Source organism: Paenibacillus sp. FSL A5-0031 (genome assembly GCF_001956295.1).
GTDB lineage: Bacteria > Bacillota > Bacilli > Paenibacillales > Paenibacillaceae > Pristimantibacillus.
The window spans coordinates 555368-572298 of sequence record NZ_MRTD01000002.1 but is presented as its reverse complement, the minus strand read 5'-3'; the positions used below and the strand labels follow the sequence as shown (position 1 = coordinate 572298).

Genomic DNA, 16931 nt, shown 5'->3' with positions numbered 1-16931 from the left:
AATGCGTATTTATAAAAGAATTGATAAGATAGGAGAAGTCATCATATTATGAATAAAATGAATAAACGCAGATGGTTAATTGCTGCATCAGCTGCAGTAGTGCTTCTTGGTGTTGTTGGTTTTTTCAACAGAGGAACATTGGCTATGCTAGGGTTTGATTGGTTTCTGGAAGGTCAGGTAAAGAAGCAGCTCGAGCAATCTTATAAACCTATCGATGGACGGGAACCCGTTCCAGTGAGTACAATTAATAAGAAACAAGATCCATTCTCCATCCTGCTGCTCGGCATTGACCAACGCGGCAAGGAGACTGGACGGTCGGATACGATGATCTATACGGTCGTTCGTCCAAATGACGGCGAGATGCTCATGGTTTCCATACCCCGTGATACGTATGTAGATATCGTCGGTAAAAATAAAGAGGACAAGATTACGCATGCATATGCTTTTGGCGGTGCGGGAATGGCAATGAACACGGTTGAGAAGTTTCTAGACACACCTATTCAATATTATGCTTCAATTAACTTTGAAGGATTCCGTAACGTGATCGACACGCTTGGCGGAATTTCGCTTCCTATTGAAGAGGATATTGTGAACAAAGATGCTGATCATGAGAAATTTGTCATTAAAGCAGGCCAGGACACTTACAACGGTAAGGATACACTGAACTATGTTCGTTATCGTGAGGATGCTGGCGGCGATATCAATCGTACAGAGCGTCATCAGATTTTCTTGAATCTTCTTATGGATAAAGCGAAACAAATGAATCAATGGTCCAAAATTCCTGAGCTTATGGATATTATGGGCGATAATTTCAGTACAGATATGCGTCCGCAGCAGCTAGTCGATTTAGGTCAAATCATGCTCATGGCGAAGGATCGCAAAATCTACAGCCATTCGCTGCTTGGTGATGGACATCGCTTGAAGAGTGGCGGAGCTTGGTATTATTTTGCCGATGAAGAAGATTTATCGAAGGTACAGACCATGATCAAAAACTGGTTAGATGCAGATACACCTGCTTCCAGCTTAATATTGCCTGATAAGTACAATGAAGATAAGGTCAAAGATGTAGGTGCATTATCAAGCAGCGAAACGACGACTAAGCAGCCTTAATGCTGCTTGCTCCGCTCCGTCTTGCTGCTTTAGGACCAATGGGAATGGAAAGAGCAAACGGATCGGAGTGGTTTAAGAAAAATGAATATCGCGTTTTTTTTGTTGCCGAAGCAAGAGGTTGTGTGTGTTACTCAGGATGTAACGTTAAGACAAACGCTAGAGCGTATGGAGTATCATCGCTATACGGCGGTTCCTATCATTAATGATGATGGCGGTTATGCAGGTACGGTTACGGAAGGCGATTTGTTATGGTATTTTAAAAATCATGCTGACTTATCACTGGAACAAACCAATAAGGTGAAGCTAATTGATGTACCGCTTCGTATGAACAACAAGACGGTACGAATTGATGCCAATATGGATGATCTGATCTCGCTGGCGAAGGTGCAAAACTTTGTACCGGTTGTCGATGATATGAACCGTTTTATTGGCATTGTACGCAGAAGCGAGATCATTGATTATTGCCAAAAAATTATTATGGAGCAGCATAATGTGCTGCAGGATAAATAAGAAACGGCAGCGATTGGGATCGTCTTCAGGTACTATTTTCAAACTAGGCAGGGCAATATAATAAGCAATAAGACGGAATAAGCTTGCTGTTCCGTCTTTTTCTTTTATAGGAAGCGCCTAAGCGGACGTTTCGACTAAAGAGTGTGCCTGCTGGAATGTGAGTGATATGTTTAGCTTTTATGCTATAATGAGTTGTAAAAGTTTCGTAAGAAACCAGATTATATAAGCAAGAGGTGAACGGTTTGAGAACCGGCTTGAAACCAGTGCTGTGGAGCTTTGCGGCACTCCTTTTATTATTGTCCCTTCTAGTACCGCTATTTAATGTAATTACCATGCTGCTGCTTATGGTGCCGTATGTCGTGCTGTATACGATACTGTCGCCAAAGTCATTTGTGCTGCATCTGCTTCCGGTATGGGCGCTGGCATTTATTATCGGCGGGCCAGCTACACTTATTATCGGATTGTTTTTCCTCATACCGTCTATTGTGATGGGCCACTTGTATATGAAACAAGCGCCTGCCTCAAAAGTCCTTCGGACGGTCAGCGTCGTCGTTCTTGCTCAGTTGATGCTTGAGTTGATCATATTCGAGGCGTTCTTGAATATTTCGCTCATTAAAGAGCTCAGAACATTTATAAGGTCAACAGTCGATGAACTGATGACGAAGCAGCTGCTTCCTACAGAATGGAATTCGGATCTAACTGAGGTTGTTGCTCGTACGATGGTCAATTCTATTCCTGTAACCTTTATTATTATCGCTTTCGTACTCACTGCTATATCGCAATTTATAGCTCGCAGAGCTGTAAAGTGGAGCGGCGGCCCGGAAGTGCCTAGGTTTACGCGTGCCAAAGACTGGCGTTTGCCTCGTATACTCGTTGTGCTTTATTTAATTACTTATGTAATCGAGCTGTTCTCGTCGACGACGAGCGATTCTTTTTTTGCAGTGGCTTTGATGAACTTGGTACCTCTGCTTAGTTATGTTTTTGCGTTTCAGGCTGTCGGATTTTTCTTTTTCCTTGCTCATCAGCGAGGATGGAACAAAGCGGTACCGATTCTTATTGCGATTCCGGTGCTATTGATCCCGCCGCTTAGCTTGATCGGCGTGCTGGATACTGCTTTTCCAATCCGCAAGTCGTTTACGAAACCATAGCACAGGAGCGGATAGGAAATGCCGAAGTTTTTGGTTACACGATGGCACGGAATGCATCAAATGTGGGCCTTTGCATTGATGGTGCTCATGTCAGTGGGACTTGCATGGTTCGAGTGGCTGCTTGGGCTGCTCGGATTACTGCTCACGGCCTTGGTATTGTTTTATACCATAATGGCAGAACGTGCTTTCCGCAAAGATTTGAAATCGTATCTAGGCACGTTGTCCTACCGGGTTAAAAAGGCAGGAAACGATGTCGTCAGCGAGCTTCCTTTCGGAATTATTTTATATAACGAAGATCGTATGGTGGAATGGCATAATCCTTATATTGCTAATATGGTGGAGCGGGAAACCGTCATTGGCGTTCCGCTTGCGGAGCTGTTCCCATCATTGCAGCAAGTGAAGGAACGCGAAGGAACGATTGAAGCTACAGTAGGCTCGCAAGTTTACCAGCTGATTTTCAAGCAGAAGGAACGCATTCTTTATGTGAAGAACATTACGGATCTGTGGCAGCTTGGTCGCAAATACGATGATGAGAAGCTCGTTATCGGTATTGTAATGATTGATAATCTTGAAGAAGTTACGCAGGGTCTCGACGATCACCAGCGCAGCTCTATGCTCTCAAAGGTGACGACGGAAATTACCGAGTGGGCTCAAAAATATCATATTTATTTGAAGAGGCTCACGTCGGATCGTTTTCTGCTCGTGACGGATCAAAAAACGTTAAAGCAGCTTGAGCAGTCTCGTTTTGTCGTGCTGGACGAGGTTAGAGATATTACCGGCGATCACAAAATTCCGGTTACGCTGAGCATCGGTTTTGCGGCAGGGGCTGAGCATATCATCGAGCTCGGTCAATGGGCGCATATGAGTCTTGATATCGCGCTCGGACGAGGCGGCGACCAAGCAGCGGTGAAGGTTGGCAGTCGGCAATCCTTTTACGGCGGCAAGTCGAATGCGGTGGAGAAACGGACACGCGTGCGCGCACGGGTGGTCGCACATGCATTACGTGATCTGATACGCGAGAGCCATAACGTAGTCATTATGGGGCATAAAATGCCCGATATGGATGCGATTGGAGCAGCTATCGGTGTTATGAAGGCAGCGCAGCTGTTCGGCAAGGAAGCTTATATTGTGTTAGAAGGCGTAAATCCAGCCATTCAGAAAATGATGGAGCTCATCCGCGAAGATGAGAAGCTGTCCAAACGCTTTGTCTCACCAGAGCAGGCCTCGGCATTGATTACACCTCAGACGCTCGCTGTCGTTGTTGATACGCACAAGGTATCGATGGTGAAGGAGCCTAAGCTTCTTACACAGACAGACCGCATTGTTGTTGTCGATCATCACCGCCGCAGCGAGGAATTTATCGCGAATGCGATATTAATTTATATGGAGCCTTACGCTTCATCAACATGTGAGCTCGTAACGGAGCTGCTGCAATACATCCATGATCGAGTTGTACTCGATGTACGGGAATCAACAGCTTTGCTTGCCGGTATTACGGTAGATACAAAGAGCTTCTCGCTTCGCACTGGTGCGAGAACGTTTGAAGCGGCATCGTTCCTGCGCCGCAATGGGGCAGATTCGATGATGATTCAGCGGATGCTGAAAGAGGATCTTGAAGAATACGTGCGCAAGGCTGAAATTATTAAGCATGCTGAGGTGCTTTATGAGCATGTCGCCATTGCAGTAACCGAAAGCGGTCGTAAATATTCGCAGCTGCTCATCGCACAATCAGCGGATACGCTGCTGAATATGACGGATATACTCGCTTCCTTCGTTATCGGAGAGCGCCAAGATGGACTTATTGGCATTAGTGCGCGTTCACTAGGCCATATGAATGTACAGGTCGTCATGGAGAGAATGGGCGGAGGCGGACATTTGACGAATGCTGCCGCTCAGCTGGAAGGCTCTGTGGTGGAAGTAGCGGAGCGTTTGAAACAAGTGTTAGAAGAAATTGAAAAGGAAGAGGGGTTATTTGAATGAAAGTAATCTTTTTGCAGGATGTTAAAGGGCAAGGGAAAAAAGGGCAAGTAAAGGATCTGTCCGAAGGGTATGTACGTAATTTTCTATTGCCGCAAGGGCTTGCGAAGCTGGCATCCGACGGCAACCTGAAGACGCTTGAAGTACAGCATGCTTCTGAACAGAAGCGCAAGGATAAGGAAAAGCAGGACGCGCAAGAACTAGGCAAGAAGCTTGAAGAGATGACCATCGTAATTAAGACAAAAGCAGGCGAGGGCGGCAGACTATTTGGTGCCATTACGAGCAAACAAATTGGCGAAGCATTAGCGGCGAAAGGCATTAAAGTAGATAAACGCAAAATCGAGCTTGATGATCCAATCCGTACGCTGGGTGTTACACAAGTCGTTGTGAAGCTTCACCCTGAAGTGAAAGCAAAGCTGAACGTGCAGGCGTCTGAAGAATAGAGCAGTCTAAAGTATAAGCCAAGGTTTGTTACAGAACCTTGGCTTATGCTTACGAAGTAGGTTTGCTACGCAAACCTTTTAGGAGGGGCCCATGAGCACTGAATTGATGTTTGATCGTGTTCCACCGCAAAACTTAGAAGCGGAACAAGCTGTTATCGGAGCGATATTGCTGCAATCAGAAGCCTTGATTACAGCGATGGAGCGCGTGCGCAGTGAAGACTTCTACAGCGGTCCTCACAGACAAATATATGAGGCGATGGTTGAAATCGCGGAGAACAACCAGCCGGTTGATCTCGTGACCTTGACTGCGCATTTGCAGGATCAGCATTTGCTTGAGGAAATTGGCGGAGTCAGCTATTTGGCGAAGCTTGCCAACTCGGTGCCAACCGCAGCAAACGTTGACTACTATGCACAAATTGTAGAAGAGAAGTCGATGCTGAGGCGCCTTATTCGCACAGCAACAAACATCGTATCCGATGGTTATGCGAATTCGGAGGATGTAGGTGTACTTCTCGGAGATGCAGAGAAACAAATTCTCGAAATATCGAATCGCCGCTCCGGCAGCGGGTTCATCTCCATTAGAGACGTATTGATGGAGGTATTCGAGAAGGTAGAGCAGCTGTACCAGGATAAAGGCGGCACAACAGGCATTCCATCCGGATTTACCGATCTGGATCGGATGACGGCCGGCTTCCAGCGAAGCGACTTGATCATCGTTGCTGCCCGTCCTTCTGTAGGTAAAACGGCATTCGCGCTTAACGTAGCACAAAATGTCGGCGTTCGCGCACGCGAGACCGTCGCGATCTTTAGTCTCGAGATGTCAGCGGCACAGCTTGTACAGCGTATGATTTGCGCAGAAGCAAATGTAGACGCCCAGCGGATGCGGACAGGGCACCTTGAAGGCGATGACTGGGAAAAGCTGACGATGGCGATTGGATCGCTTTCGGAGGCACAAATCTTTATTGATGATACACCGGGCATTACAGTCGCAGAAATTCGCGCCAAATGCCGTCGCTTGAAGAAGGAAAAAGGGTTAGGCATGATCATGATAGACTATTTGCAGCTCATCTCCGGCCGCGGCAAAGCGGGCGAGAATAGGCAGCAAGAGGTTTCCGAAATTTCACGTACACTGAAGCAAATTGCGCGTGAGCTAGAAGTTCCCGTTATTGCACTTTCTCAGCTGAGCCGGGGCGTTGAGCAGCGGCAAGACAAACGTCCGATGATGTCCGACCTTCGGGAATCGGGATCTATCGAGCAAGATGCTGATATCGTATCGTTCCTTTACCGGGATGATTATTACGACAAAGAGTCTGAGAAAAAAGATATTATCGAGATCATTATCGCTAAGCAGCGGAATGGACCGGTAGGCACGGTTGAGCTCGTGTTTCTCAAAAAGTACAATAAATTCGTAAGTATCGATCGCGCGCATCAAGATCCGATGCAAGCGTCGTGAATATCCGAACAATTGCATGTGTAGTTATGCAATTGTTCGTTTTTCGTTTGACTTCTCGATGTTGGACTGCTACACTATTAATGCTGTCTTTTGACTTGTGACACGGGCCCTTTTATAAAAGGTTTGCTGGTGTATAAAGCATTGGGACGGTAATTTTCGGTGCTTATAAACACCGGACGGGGGTATAATTATGTCTACGGTTGTTGTAGTTGGTACACAGTGGGGAGACGAAGGTAAAGGCAAAATCACTGATTACTTGGCAGAGGGAGCCGACGTCGTCGCTCGTTACCAAGGAGGAAACAATGCCGGACACACCATCCTTATTGATAACAAAAAATATAAATTGACGATGATTCCATCGGGTATTTTCAATCATGATAAAACTTGCGTCATCGGTAACGGAATGGTTATTAATCCGGAAGCTCTGATTGACGAAATTAACTATATTCACGAAAATGGCTTCTCTACTGATAATTTGAAAATTAGCGATCGCGCTCATGTCATTATGCCTTATCACCTTGTGCTTGACGGTCTTGAAGAGGATCGTAAAGGCGATAATAAAATCGGCACAACTCGCAAAGGGATCGGCCCTTGCTACATGGATAAAGCGGCACGCAACGGCATTCGTATTGCTGATTTGATGGATGCTGAGGAATTTGAATCCAGAGTTCGCAGCATCATCATCGAGAAAAACCAATTGATTGAGCAAGTATATGGCGGAGCGCATCTTAATGCGGATTCCATTGTTGCGGACTATCTTGGTTATGCAGAAGTGCTTCGCAAATATGTAACAGATACTTCTGTTATTCTAAACGATGCTATCGATGCTGGTCAGAAGGTTTTGTTCGAAGGCGCTCAAGGCGTTATGCTTGATATTGACCAAGGAACTTATCCGTACGTAACATCATCCAACCCATCAGCTGGCGGAGTTTGTATCGGTTCTGGCGTTGGCCCGTCAAAAATCCAGCAAGTTATTGGTGTTGCTAAAGCATACACAACTCGTGTAGGCGATGGTCCTTTCCCAACAGAGCAAGACAACGAAATCGGTCAAATGATTCGTGACAAAGGCCATGAATACGGTACAGTAACAGGTCGTCCACGCCGCGTTGGCTGGTTCGATACGGTAGTTGTTCGTCATGCACGCCGCGTTAGCGGTATTACAGGTCTTTCTCTGAACTCGCTAGACGTTCTTACAGGCCTTGAAACAGTTAAAATTTGCACAGGCTACAAATTGCGCGGCGAAGTGATTGATACTTACCCAGCAAGCCTCAAAATGGTATCAGAGTGCGAAGCGATTTACGAGGAGCACCCAGGTTGGTCAGAGGATATCTCTGGCGCGAAAACACTTGAGGATCTTCCAGTGAATACACGCAATTACTTGAACCGTGTATCCGAGCTTACAGGGATTCCAATTGCGATTTTCTCCGTAGGCCGTAACCGCGAGCAAACAAATCCGGTTCGTCCGATTTACGAATAAAATGTTTTTTACAAAGGGTGGCCTGCGGGCCATCCTTTTTTTTGTATATAAAAATGTTGAAAACTTGTTTTAAAACACTCAATTTATAGGAAATTAATAGAGTGTGGAAGAATGGTTGTCCCTAATGTTGACCATAATGGTATATAACAGTTTATGGCAATTGCAGCTGCTAAATAACAATTTGTCAGCTGCTGGACGAAGGGATTGGTGCGGCAATGTTGAAAAAAGTAGAATGGCTGGCGAAAATTGTAGCAGCAGGATTAATCGTAAGTTTCTTATCCATTTGGACGACGGGATATATTGTAACCAGCTATGTGGAAACGATATTAAAACAATTCAATTTACCGCTTGAAGTGCCGCCGATGGCAATGTCAGGCGTATGGGGCAAACTATGGGGAGCAGATCCGCTGGTAACGACGGATATTGCAGATAAAGAAGAGAAGAAGACTATAGTGGATGGTGAGGACACTCCAGCAACAGATGCAGGTGGAGATGAGCAGGCTGATCCACCGGCAGCCATCGACGCCTTTGGCCAAGCAACGGATGCTCCGCTTACCGATATGGGCATTGGCGGGGGCACCGAAGCAGGAAGTGGAGCAAAACCTGAAGATGGCAGTGTTGAAGAGGGAACAGCAGGTGTTGATGATACTGAGACAGCGATGACAACGGATGATTTAACTGAGGTAAAGGATCAAATGAGCGATGAGGATAAGGAAAAGTTATTCAGTCTGCTTATGACAAAATTACCGCAAGAATCGTGGCAAACAATCTCTCAATATATCGAAAATGGGCTGACAGAACAAGAGTTGACAGAGATTCAACAAATAATGGCACAACACCTCGACAAGACCGAATATGGGCAAATGATGGAGATTCTGAAAAAATATTAATATTGTGAATAGGGTGTAAAGGTTGCTCCAATTGTTGGGCATATGTTACAGTATTAGGCGAACGATCCGACAGGATAATTCGTCTTTTTTTATGTCGGAAATCGGAAAAAAAGTTGCATTAGCGCGAAAAGGAGACAATCATGACCGTTTTCAGGGACAAGGGTCGGATTCAGAAAGTATGGAATCAAGCGATTCAGTACTTTCGGCATGACCGATCGCAACAACTGGATGGCAAGACACAGCAACAATCCGCAAGTGATCAGGCAAACAAGCCATTTTGGCGAAAAAAGCCGGTTCAGTTAGCGGGCGGGGCGCTCGTACTCCTCACAGTAGCCGGATTTAGCGGAATCCAATATGTTCAAGCAAACACAGTCGAATTTTATAACGTATATATGAATGGAACAGCCGTTGGAACCGTAAGTGATCCACAAGAAGTAGAGCAGCTAGTTTTGCTGGAAACCGAAGAGGTTCAGCAAGCTAACCCGGGCATTAACATGGTGCTTGATACAGGAACAATTACCTATGAGCCTGATCATGCATTCAAAGGAACTCCAGAAACTGCTGGTACGCTGGACAAGCTTGAAGGGTTGTTTACCTCTCATGCGGTTGGTGTCGAAGTGAAGGTTGATGGAAAAGTCATCGGCATTGTAAAAGACCAACAGACAGCAGATGAAGTTTTATTGCGCGTGCAAAGCAAGTTTGCACCAAAGCTTGCCGCAGCGAAGAAGGAAGCAAAGGAAGTGAAGTCGCTTTCGTTCAATGCAAAAGATGCAAAGCCGCCAGCGCTTGATTCGAAGGCAGCCTCTAAGCAGCCTGGGCGTGAAGTGACAGAAGTTGAATTCATTGAAGCGGTAATGATGGAATCAATCGATACCGATCCAGAACAGATCATGGAAGCAGAAGCTATTTATAAGATGCTGGTTCAAGGCAGTATTCAACCAACTAAATATACGGTACAAGCAGGCGATTGCGTCGGTTGTATCGCACAGAAATTTGATATTTCCCCAGAGGTTATTTATAAGAATAACGCATGGATTAAAGATGATAAGATAACGATTGGTGATGTTCTTGATCTAACGGTGCTCCAACCGGAGCTCACAGTAAAGACAACCGAGAATTTAGTTGAAGTTGAAACGATTGAACCACCCGTTGAAATTAAGAAAAATGCGAGCATGCGTGTAGGCGAGTCGAAGACGATAGCAAATGGTACGGCTGGCTCTAAACGAATGACTTATCGAATCGTGAAGCAAAATGGTTACGTCGTATCCGAAGAGCTACTCACGAAAGAAGTAATTAAAGAAGCGACTCCAAAAATTGTTGAACGAGGAACGAAGGTTGTTTTGGGCGAAGGATCAGGACGGTTTGCAATGCCTGTCTCCGGATCTAGAATGACTAGTAAGTTCGGGAAACGTTGGGGACGCATGCATAACGGTATTGACCTTACTGGCAACAAGAGCATTCTTGCATCCGATACAGGAAAAGTTGAGTTTGTTGGAACGAAGCCGGGTCTAGGCAAAACGGTTATTATCAATCATAAGAACGGCTACAAAACCGTATACGGTCACCTTAGCTCTTACAATACCAAAGTAGGGGATATTGTTGAGAAGGGTGAAAAGATTGCTATCATGGGCAGTACAGGAAACTCTACTGGCGTTCATTTGCATTTTGAAGTACACAAGGACGGCGTCTTGCAAAATCCATTAAAGTACTTATAACATATACCCATAATTTACTAGAGAGAAACACTTTTGCTATAAGCGAAGTGTTTCTTTTTTTTGCGTATAAAATGATGTGTATGGACATGGAGTATTTAACTTATTCATGCAGTGATGGCGGACTGAGGAAAAACCTTTCAACATGAGGGAAGTTTCATTGTGAAGCAAGGGATAACAGTGTTAAAATAGAAGGTAATAAAAAGGACAAGCGACGGGCGGGTGTAGCGATGCACGGAAAAATATTAGTGGTCGATGACGAACAGCCGATTGCAGATATTATAAAGTTTAATTTGGAGAAGGAAGGGCATCAAGTTATTTGCGCTTTCGATGGCGGTGAGGCGGTTCGGCTTGCGTTCGAGGAGCTTCCTGATCTTATTTTGCTGGACCTGATGCTGCCTGTAAAGGACGGTATGGATGTATGCCGCGAGGTTCGCGCCAAGCTGCAAATGCCAATCATTATGCTGACGGCCAAGGATACGGAAATTGATAAGGTGCTTGGGCTTGAGCTGGGCGCTGATGATTATGTGACAAAACCATTTAGCACAAGGGAATTGCTCGCGCGAGTGAAGGCGCATCTGCGCAGGCAGCAAAAGACAGAAGAAGCTGCAAGCGGTGATCATTCTGGCACTGCCGATCATTCCGCCGAACAAGAGCAGCAGGGCTTTAAGCTGTTCAACCTATTTGTGGATACAGACATGTATGTCGTTTATAAGGACGGCGTACCGCTTGATCTGACACATCGTGAGTATGAGCTCGTTTATTATATGGCCCGCAACAGCGGCAAGGTGATGACGCGGGAGCATCTGCTTCAAGCGGTATGGGGATTTGAGTATTTCGGAGACGTGCGAACGGTTGATGTTACGATTAGAAGATTGCGCGAGAAGATTGAGGATGATCCAAGTCGCCCTGAGTACATTATGACACGGCGAGGTCTCGGCTATATGATGCGCAACTCCAAGTCCGGAGGCTTCGGCCCAGGATGAAGGGCAAAAGTTTTTTTCGCACAATCCAAGTAAAGCTGGTCATCATCTATTTGTTGCTTATATTGGTGGCTATGCAGTTGATCGGTGTTTATTTTATAAGTACGGTCAAAAACTCCTTAATTGACAGCTTCACGAAAAATTTGAAGGAGCAAGCGGATATTTTATCTAAGTTTGCAGCTCCGAGCTTAGCGGCTAAACCGGATACTGAGGGTGATTCTGCGGAAAGCACGACAGAGGATCTTAGTTTGGTCGTTCGCAATCTGTTCAGCATTAGCGGCGCCGAGGTGCAGGTGCTTGATTCGAACGGGAAGATGGTAGCGACGTCCGTTCAAAGCAATGAGACCTATATTGGCCAGAAGAACAAGTCGCTTGCTGTAAGCCGGGCACTTCAGAACATTACAGACAATGAGCAAGAAATTATAGATGATGATAATACTCGCAAAAAGATGATTGCCCAGCCAGTGACGATTAATGACAACAAGGTGGTTGGGGTTGTATATGTTGTTGCGTCGATGAACGAGCTGTATGAGACCGTCAACAGGGTCAATCAAATCTTTTTCTCAGGGACGCTTATTGCGCTTGGCCTCACGGGTGTGCTTGGCATATTGCTTGCTCATACCATTACGAGCCCGATTCAAGGTCTGACGAGGCAAGCAGAGGCGATTTCACAAGGGAAATTCGATCTGCAGGTGCCCGTGCTTGGCGATGATGAGATTGGCAGCTTGAGCGTTGCCTTCAACGACATGACGATTCGGCTTAAAGAAGCTCTATCGGTAAATGAAGAGGAAAATGAGAAGCTGAATTCCGTTCTCTCCAACATGAGCGATGGCGTTGTTGCTGCGGATGAGAACGGCAAGGTCATCGTATGGAACAGGAGAGCGCTAGAACTGCTCGATGTACGTTCCTGTGAAGGACTTGAATTGTCCGAGCTGTTCGATCTATCCGAGGAGCGGCTCGAAGAGCTGCAGCAAGGGCGCGGTCAGACACTGCTTATTGAACGTGATGAGGATGGGCAGGAGATGAACGATAATGACGAAGGGCTGCTTAAAGTGACATTTACGCCTATTCATCGTCGGGATAAGGGCATTACCGGAACGATAGCTGTCTTGCAGGATGTGACAGAGCAAGAGAAGCTTGAGCAATCGCGGCGTCAGTTTGTCGCGAATGTATCGCATGAGCTGCGTACACCGCTTACTACAATTAAGAGTTATGCAGAAGCACTTAATGACGGTGCGCTGGATGAACGGGAGTTATCCGAGCGGTTTGTTGGCGTTATTCGCAATGAAACGGAGCGGATGATTCGGCTCGTTACTGATCTGCTGCATTTGTCGCGGCTCGATTCAAACCAAGCGCCGCTGCGCCGCAGACAGACAAATGTTCATGACATGCTTGATGAAGTGGCTGATCGTTTCTCATTTCAGCTTAGGCAGAAGTCGATTAAAGCCGCAGTGAGCGTTGATCAAGGGCTGGAGTCCGCATGGCTGGATCGCGATCAGATAGATCAGGTGCTTGATAATTTATTCTCCAATGCAATCAAATATACGCTGGACGGTGGAACGATTGAATTAACGGCGAAGAAGCCGGCCGATTCGGCATCGCTTTCAATTAGTGTGAAGGATACTGGCATAGGAATTCCAAAAAAGGATTTGAATCGTATTTTTGACCGCTTCTATCGTGTAGATAAAGCACGCTCACGCAATATGGGCGGTACCGGCCTTGGGCTTTCGATTGCCCGGGAAATTGTGAAGGCACATAGCGGTACGATTTCACTTGATTCCGAGCTAAATGAAGGAACTACGGTTACATTCACTCTTCCACTTCTACAGGAAGGGGGCGAGCTGGCATGAAAGAAAAAATAAAGACAACAACGCTTATCCTGCTGGTTGTGCTTAGTCTCCTTCAAAGCTATTTGCTTGCATACAGCATGCCTGGTCTTGGCGCTACAGTAAGAAGCGATCAGGATTATGTTAACGCAGAGCCAATAGGAAAAGTGACAAGCGTAGAGAGTGTTATTTTTCCAGAAGCGTTAGTTATCCACTTGGGCGGCAATAAACATACCATCATCTATCCGGGGACACAGTTCTACGAGATGATTCTTAACCAGCGCATTCAGGGTAGAGAATTTAAAGGGTTCCAGCGAAGCCCTTCGGATGTGCTCAACTGGGAAGAAATTCGCAAAAACGATATCGGTATCGAACTTCGCTTTGATAACGGCATTCCAGTAGAGCTGCTGCAGAAGCTGCTCAAGCTGGAAGGCGATTTGCTGTTCTTGAACGAAACGATTGACCGCATCTGGATTTTCAAGACATCGGGCACCGAGGAAATTCGAACGTTCTTTTTTAGCGCTGATGGCGAGATGGTTTATGAGTCCGTTCGTGCGGATCTAACGGTACGCGATGTGCAGGATTATGTCGGGTTCGGACAGTTCCAGCCTAAGTACACCATGACAGCAGACGGCCTATATATTCCGGTTGCGCCGATTCAGTCAACGGAAATCGTATTTCCTTATGAGACGTATTCGCCGGATTTGATGAAACGAAGCTTACCCTTCGATCAAAGCACAACAAGAGCACTTGAAGACCGAGGCGGTTCGCAAATTTATACAGACGGCAAGCGGGGATTGCAGGTAGAACAGAACGGCAAGTGGATCAGCTATACAGATCCAAGCGCTCCGCAAATAACGGAAAATCTACTTAGCGACAATGTTTATGCCTCAGTAGACTTTGTCAATCAGCATGGCGGATGGGACGGCACACATCGTTTTGTGAATGCTATGCCGGGCAGCGAAGGCAAGGATATTAGATTTAAGCAATATGTCGAGCAGTATCCTGTTATAGACACGAAGCCGTTCCGCTATGGGTATATGAGATTAAGGCTTCAGCAAGGTGTCGTAAACGAATATTCGAGATCACTTATTACGCTTGGAGCACAGTCGGAATCGAGGAATGTTCGCTGGTTGCCAGGCGGGGAAGAGCTGGAGAAAACGCTCAGTAATTACGATAGACGCAGCGAAGTGACCGCTTTGTTCCCAGCACTGCAAGCAGCTCCGATCGACGAGAACAGGCTTCGGTTCATACCGGTATGGGCTGTTCGCTTGAAAGACGGTACGGAAGAAATATTGTTAGAGGCATATCGGAGCGGATATACGCCGCCTGAGCAGAAGGATGAGGACGCTGTGCAAGGTGAGGCTGATGGCAATTCAGATAAGCCAAATGATACGACAGCTACAGCAACTAATGCTGCAGGAGCTGTAAGCTTATCAGCAGGTGCGAGCCAGATTCGTTCGCTTAATGGACCATAGAAATAGAATACAAAAGCAGGAGGTGAAGGCGATTGGATTGGGGACGAGCGAAAAACGTGCTTATTATTTCGTTTTTGCTGCTCAATGTATTACTTGGTTATCAGCTATGGCTGGATATCAGGGAACAGTTGAACATTAATGTAAATACGGCGGAGCTGCCGCAGGATAAGTTACTGCTCATGCAGCAGAAGCGTATTTCGTTAGAAGCCAATCTGTCGCTGGAAACACCTGAGCTCAAGGATTTAACTTATTTGCTCCACTCTGACAGCCGCAAAAATGCGGAGCCGGTCATATTGAAAGAACCGGTGGATAGTACGATCATCTATTCCAAAAAAGAATTAATAAAGACACTGGGAGATCGTATTCCTGAGCTTGATCAATATGCATTTGATTTGCTGAACAGCAGCGTAGGCGAGTCTGTTTTTTATCGAGTAGTAGAAGGACGTCCGATGTTTGATGTGAAGCTGAAGCTTTATATTAAGGATCAGAAGATTACTTCTTTTTTGCAGGATCGCGTAGAGCTGCTCGGATCTGGTGAAGCCAAGCAGGTGCTGCCAGCTGCCAAGGTGGTAGCGAGCTTAATTGAAACTTATTTACCCGATGGTGCGGTCATTACCGATATCCAGCTTGGCTATAAAGGACAAATCTTTGATTCGGAGCGTCAAGTGTCGGTGCCGTCATGGCGTGTTATGCTGGAGGACGGCCATCAGTTTTACGTGCATGCCATCAGCGGCGAGGTTGCAACGGATGATGAGCAAGGGGAAGCGGCAGCGAACGGTTTACGTTAACGGGAGCAGGAGAAGGGACAGGAAAAAGCAATTATGGGACTTCGATTCACAGTACTAGGAAGCGGATCGACCGGCAATGCAACCATCGTGCAAGGGAATGATAAGATGGTCATTGTAGATGCCGGTATGAGCGCGAAGAAGCTGGATGAACTCATGCGCGAGCGCGGAGTAATGGGTCATCAATTGGACGGGCTGTTCGTCACACATGAGCATTCCGATCATATTAAGGGATTGGGTGCTTTTGCAAGGAAATATGATTTGCCCATTTATGCCAATGAGGCAACGTGGGCTGCAATGGAGAGGCATGTTGGCACGATTGCACCAGAGAAGCGAGTGTTTATGGAGACAGGTGAAGAGGTGAACCTCGGTTCAATGGCCATTCAATCGTACCCGATCTCTCATGACGCGGCAGAGCCTGTAGGTTATTGCTTTGTAGAGAATGGCGAGAAGCTAAGCCTAGCTACTGACCTAGGGTATGTAAGTGAAAAGGTCAAACGTCAAATTATTGATTCCGATGTGCTTGTGCTTGAGGCCAATCATGATACGGAAATGCTTCGTATGGGGCGATATCCGTGGAATACGAAGCGCCGGATATTGAGTGATGTTGGCCATTTATCCAATGTAGCTGCAGGCGAAGCGCTGCTAGAGCTTATGACAGATCGAACGAAACGCGTTTATTTGGCTCATTTGAGCCTTGACCATAATTTAATGGATTTGGCAATGCTGACCGTGAATACTATATTAGAGGACCATGGAATATTTTATAAGAAAGAAGAACACCCTCTACGCGCAACCTATCACGACCGACCTACGTCATGGGATGTAGTGAAGCAGAAATAAGGGATTCCAGCTGTGCATCAAGCGCATCCGCTTTAGCACTTAGCTCTTCTCTAGTAAGTATGCCCTTATCTATAAACAATTCTAGCATCGCACTTAAGGTGAGAACGGTACGGTAGTGATCATCCTTTAAATCCGCTAGCTTTGCAGCAAGCTGAACATGTTCCCAAGCGACAGGCGTTTTGGATTTCATATATCATTTCTCCTTTAGTGGAACGACTTTTGAAGCGCAACAAAAAACTTCTGATAAGCATCGCATGATTCTATTATTATTTTAGTCATTTCTTCCGAAAACATTC

General features: G+C 46.1%; 15 protein-coding genes. 14 read left to right on the top strand and 1 reads right to left on the bottom strand.

Features of this window, described 5'->3' with window-relative positions; genetic code table 11:
* Positions 1 to 48 precede the first annotated feature (48 nt).
* From BK120_RS06020 to BK120_RS05955, 14 genes are all read left to right on the top strand, one after another.
* Positions 49 to 1110 carry an LCP family protein gene (locus BK120_RS06020; RefSeq protein WP_256710808.1) on the top strand — a complete coding sequence of 354 codons (1062 nt, stop codon included), beginning with the start codon at positions 49 to 51 and terminating at the stop codon, positions 1108 to 1110.
* A gap of 81 nt (positions 1111 to 1191) precedes the next feature.
* Complete coding sequence (locus BK120_RS06015; protein ID WP_076266562.1) at positions 1192 to 1620, top strand: CBS domain-containing protein; 429 nt, start codon at positions 1192 to 1194, stop codon at positions 1618 to 1620.
* Positions 1621 to 1862: 242 nt separating this feature from the next.
* Positions 1863 to 2768 (top strand): DUF2232 domain-containing protein, encoded by a 906-nt coding sequence (locus BK120_RS06010; RefSeq protein ID WP_076266561.1) that lies wholly within the window; start codon positions 1863 to 1865, stop codon positions 2766 to 2768.
* A gap of 18 nt (positions 2769 to 2786) precedes the next feature.
* Positions 2787 to 4748 (top strand): DHH family phosphoesterase, encoded by a 1962-nt coding sequence (locus BK120_RS06005; protein ID WP_076266560.1) that lies wholly within the window; start codon positions 2787 to 2789, stop codon positions 4746 to 4748.
* Entirely contained in the window at positions 4745 to 5188 is a 444-nt protein-coding gene (rplI, locus tag BK120_RS06000) for a 50S ribosomal protein L9 (protein ID WP_076266559.1), read from the top strand. Before BK120_RS06005 ends, rplI begins: the two co-directional genes overlap by 4 nt.
* Positions 5189 to 5279: 91 nt before the next feature.
* Positions 5280 to 6641, top strand: coding sequence for a replicative DNA helicase (gene dnaB, locus BK120_RS05995; RefSeq protein ID WP_076266558.1), 1362 nt, complete (start codon positions 5280 to 5282; stop codon positions 6639 to 6641).
* A gap of 190 nt (positions 6642 to 6831) precedes the next feature.
* Positions 6832 to 8118 (top strand): adenylosuccinate synthase, encoded by a 1287-nt coding sequence (locus BK120_RS05990; RefSeq protein WP_076266557.1) that lies wholly within the window; start codon positions 6832 to 6834, stop codon positions 8116 to 8118.
* Between the two features lie 215 nt (positions 8119 to 8333).
* Positions 8334 to 9008 carry a hypothetical protein gene (locus BK120_RS05985; protein ID WP_076266556.1) on the top strand — a complete coding sequence of 225 codons (675 nt, stop codon included), beginning with the start codon at positions 8334 to 8336 and terminating at the stop codon, positions 9006 to 9008.
* A gap of 140 nt (positions 9009 to 9148) precedes the next feature.
* Positions 9149 to 10723, top strand: a complete 1575-nt coding sequence (locus BK120_RS05980; protein ID WP_076266555.1) for a M23 family metallopeptidase — start codon at positions 9149 to 9151, stop codon at positions 10721 to 10723.
* Between the two features lie 227 nt (positions 10724 to 10950).
* On the top strand, positions 10951 to 11706 hold the full coding sequence (gene yycF, locus BK120_RS05975) for a response regulator YycF (RefSeq protein ID WP_076266554.1): 756 nt from the start codon (positions 10951 to 10953) through the stop codon (positions 11704 to 11706).
* Positions 11703 to 13553: a cell wall metabolism sensor histidine kinase WalK gene (gene walK / locus BK120_RS05970; RefSeq protein ID WP_076266553.1), complete on the top strand. Its 1851-nt coding sequence runs from the start codon at positions 11703 to 11705 to the stop codon at positions 13551 to 13553. Before yycF ends, walK begins: the two co-directional genes overlap by 4 nt.
* Positions 13550 to 15007, top strand: a complete 1458-nt coding sequence (locus BK120_RS05965; protein WP_076266552.1) for a YycH family regulatory protein — start codon at positions 13550 to 13552, stop codon at positions 15005 to 15007. The genes walK and BK120_RS05965 overlap by 4 nt, the downstream gene beginning before the upstream one ends.
* 32 nt (positions 15008 to 15039) lie before the next feature.
* Positions 15040 to 15795 carry a two-component system regulatory protein YycI gene (gene yycI, locus BK120_RS05960; protein ID WP_076266551.1) on the top strand — a complete coding sequence of 252 codons (756 nt, stop codon included), beginning with the start codon at positions 15040 to 15042 and terminating at the stop codon, positions 15793 to 15795.
* A 33-nt stretch (positions 15796 to 15828) separates the two neighbouring features.
* Positions 15829 to 16635: an MBL fold metallo-hydrolase gene (locus BK120_RS05955; protein ID WP_076266550.1), complete on the top strand. Its 807-nt coding sequence runs from the start codon at positions 15829 to 15831 to the stop codon at positions 16633 to 16635.
* Here BK120_RS05955 and BK120_RS05950 read toward each other — a convergent pair.
* Positions 16604 to 16825 carry a hypothetical protein gene (locus BK120_RS05950; protein WP_076266549.1) on the bottom strand — a complete coding sequence of 74 codons (222 nt, stop codon included), beginning with the start codon at positions 16823 to 16825 and terminating at the stop codon, positions 16604 to 16606. The genes BK120_RS05955 and BK120_RS05950 overlap by 32 nt on opposite strands.
* Positions 16826 to 16931: the final 106 nt, after the last annotated feature.

Bases quoted from the DNA above. Each gene is read 5' to 3' on its own strand.
- BK120_RS06020 (WP_256710808.1), top strand. From the start codon at position 49: ATGAATAAAATGAATAAACGCAGATGGTTAATTGCTGCATCAGCTGCA.
- BK120_RS06015 (WP_076266562.1), top strand. From the start codon at position 1,192: ATGAATATCGCGTTTTTTTTGTTGCCGAAGCAAGAGGTTGTGTGTGTT.
- BK120_RS06005 (WP_076266560.1), top strand. From the start codon at position 2,787: ATGCCGAAGTTTTTGGTTACACGATGGCACGGAATGCATCAAATGTGG.
- rplI (WP_076266559.1), top strand. From the start codon at position 4,745: ATGAAAGTAATCTTTTTGCAGGATGTTAAAGGGCAAGGGAAAAAAGGG.
- dnaB (WP_076266558.1), top strand. From the start codon at position 5,280: ATGAGCACTGAATTGATGTTTGATCGTGTTCCACCGCAAAACTTAGAA.
- BK120_RS05990 (WP_076266557.1), top strand. From the start codon at position 6,832: ATGTCTACGGTTGTTGTAGTTGGTACACAGTGGGGAGACGAAGGTAAA.
- BK120_RS05985 (WP_076266556.1), top strand. From the start codon at position 8,334: ATGTTGAAAAAAGTAGAATGGCTGGCGAAAATTGTAGCAGCAGGATTA.
- BK120_RS05980 (WP_076266555.1), top strand. From the start codon at position 9,149: ATGACCGTTTTCAGGGACAAGGGTCGGATTCAGAAAGTATGGAATCAA.
- yycF (WP_076266554.1), top strand. From the start codon at position 10,951: ATGCACGGAAAAATATTAGTGGTCGATGACGAACAGCCGATTGCAGAT.
- walK (WP_076266553.1), top strand. From the start codon at position 11,703: ATGAAGGGCAAAAGTTTTTTTCGCACAATCCAAGTAAAGCTGGTCATC.
- BK120_RS05965 (WP_076266552.1), top strand. From the start codon at position 13,550: ATGAAAGAAAAAATAAAGACAACAACGCTTATCCTGCTGGTTGTGCTT.
- BK120_RS05955 (WP_076266550.1), top strand. From the start codon at position 15,829: ATGGGACTTCGATTCACAGTACTAGGAAGCGGATCGACCGGCAATGCA.
- BK120_RS05950 (WP_076266549.1), bottom strand. From the start codon at position 16,825: ATGAAATCCAAAACGCCTGTCGCTTGGGAACATGTTCAGCTTGCTGCA.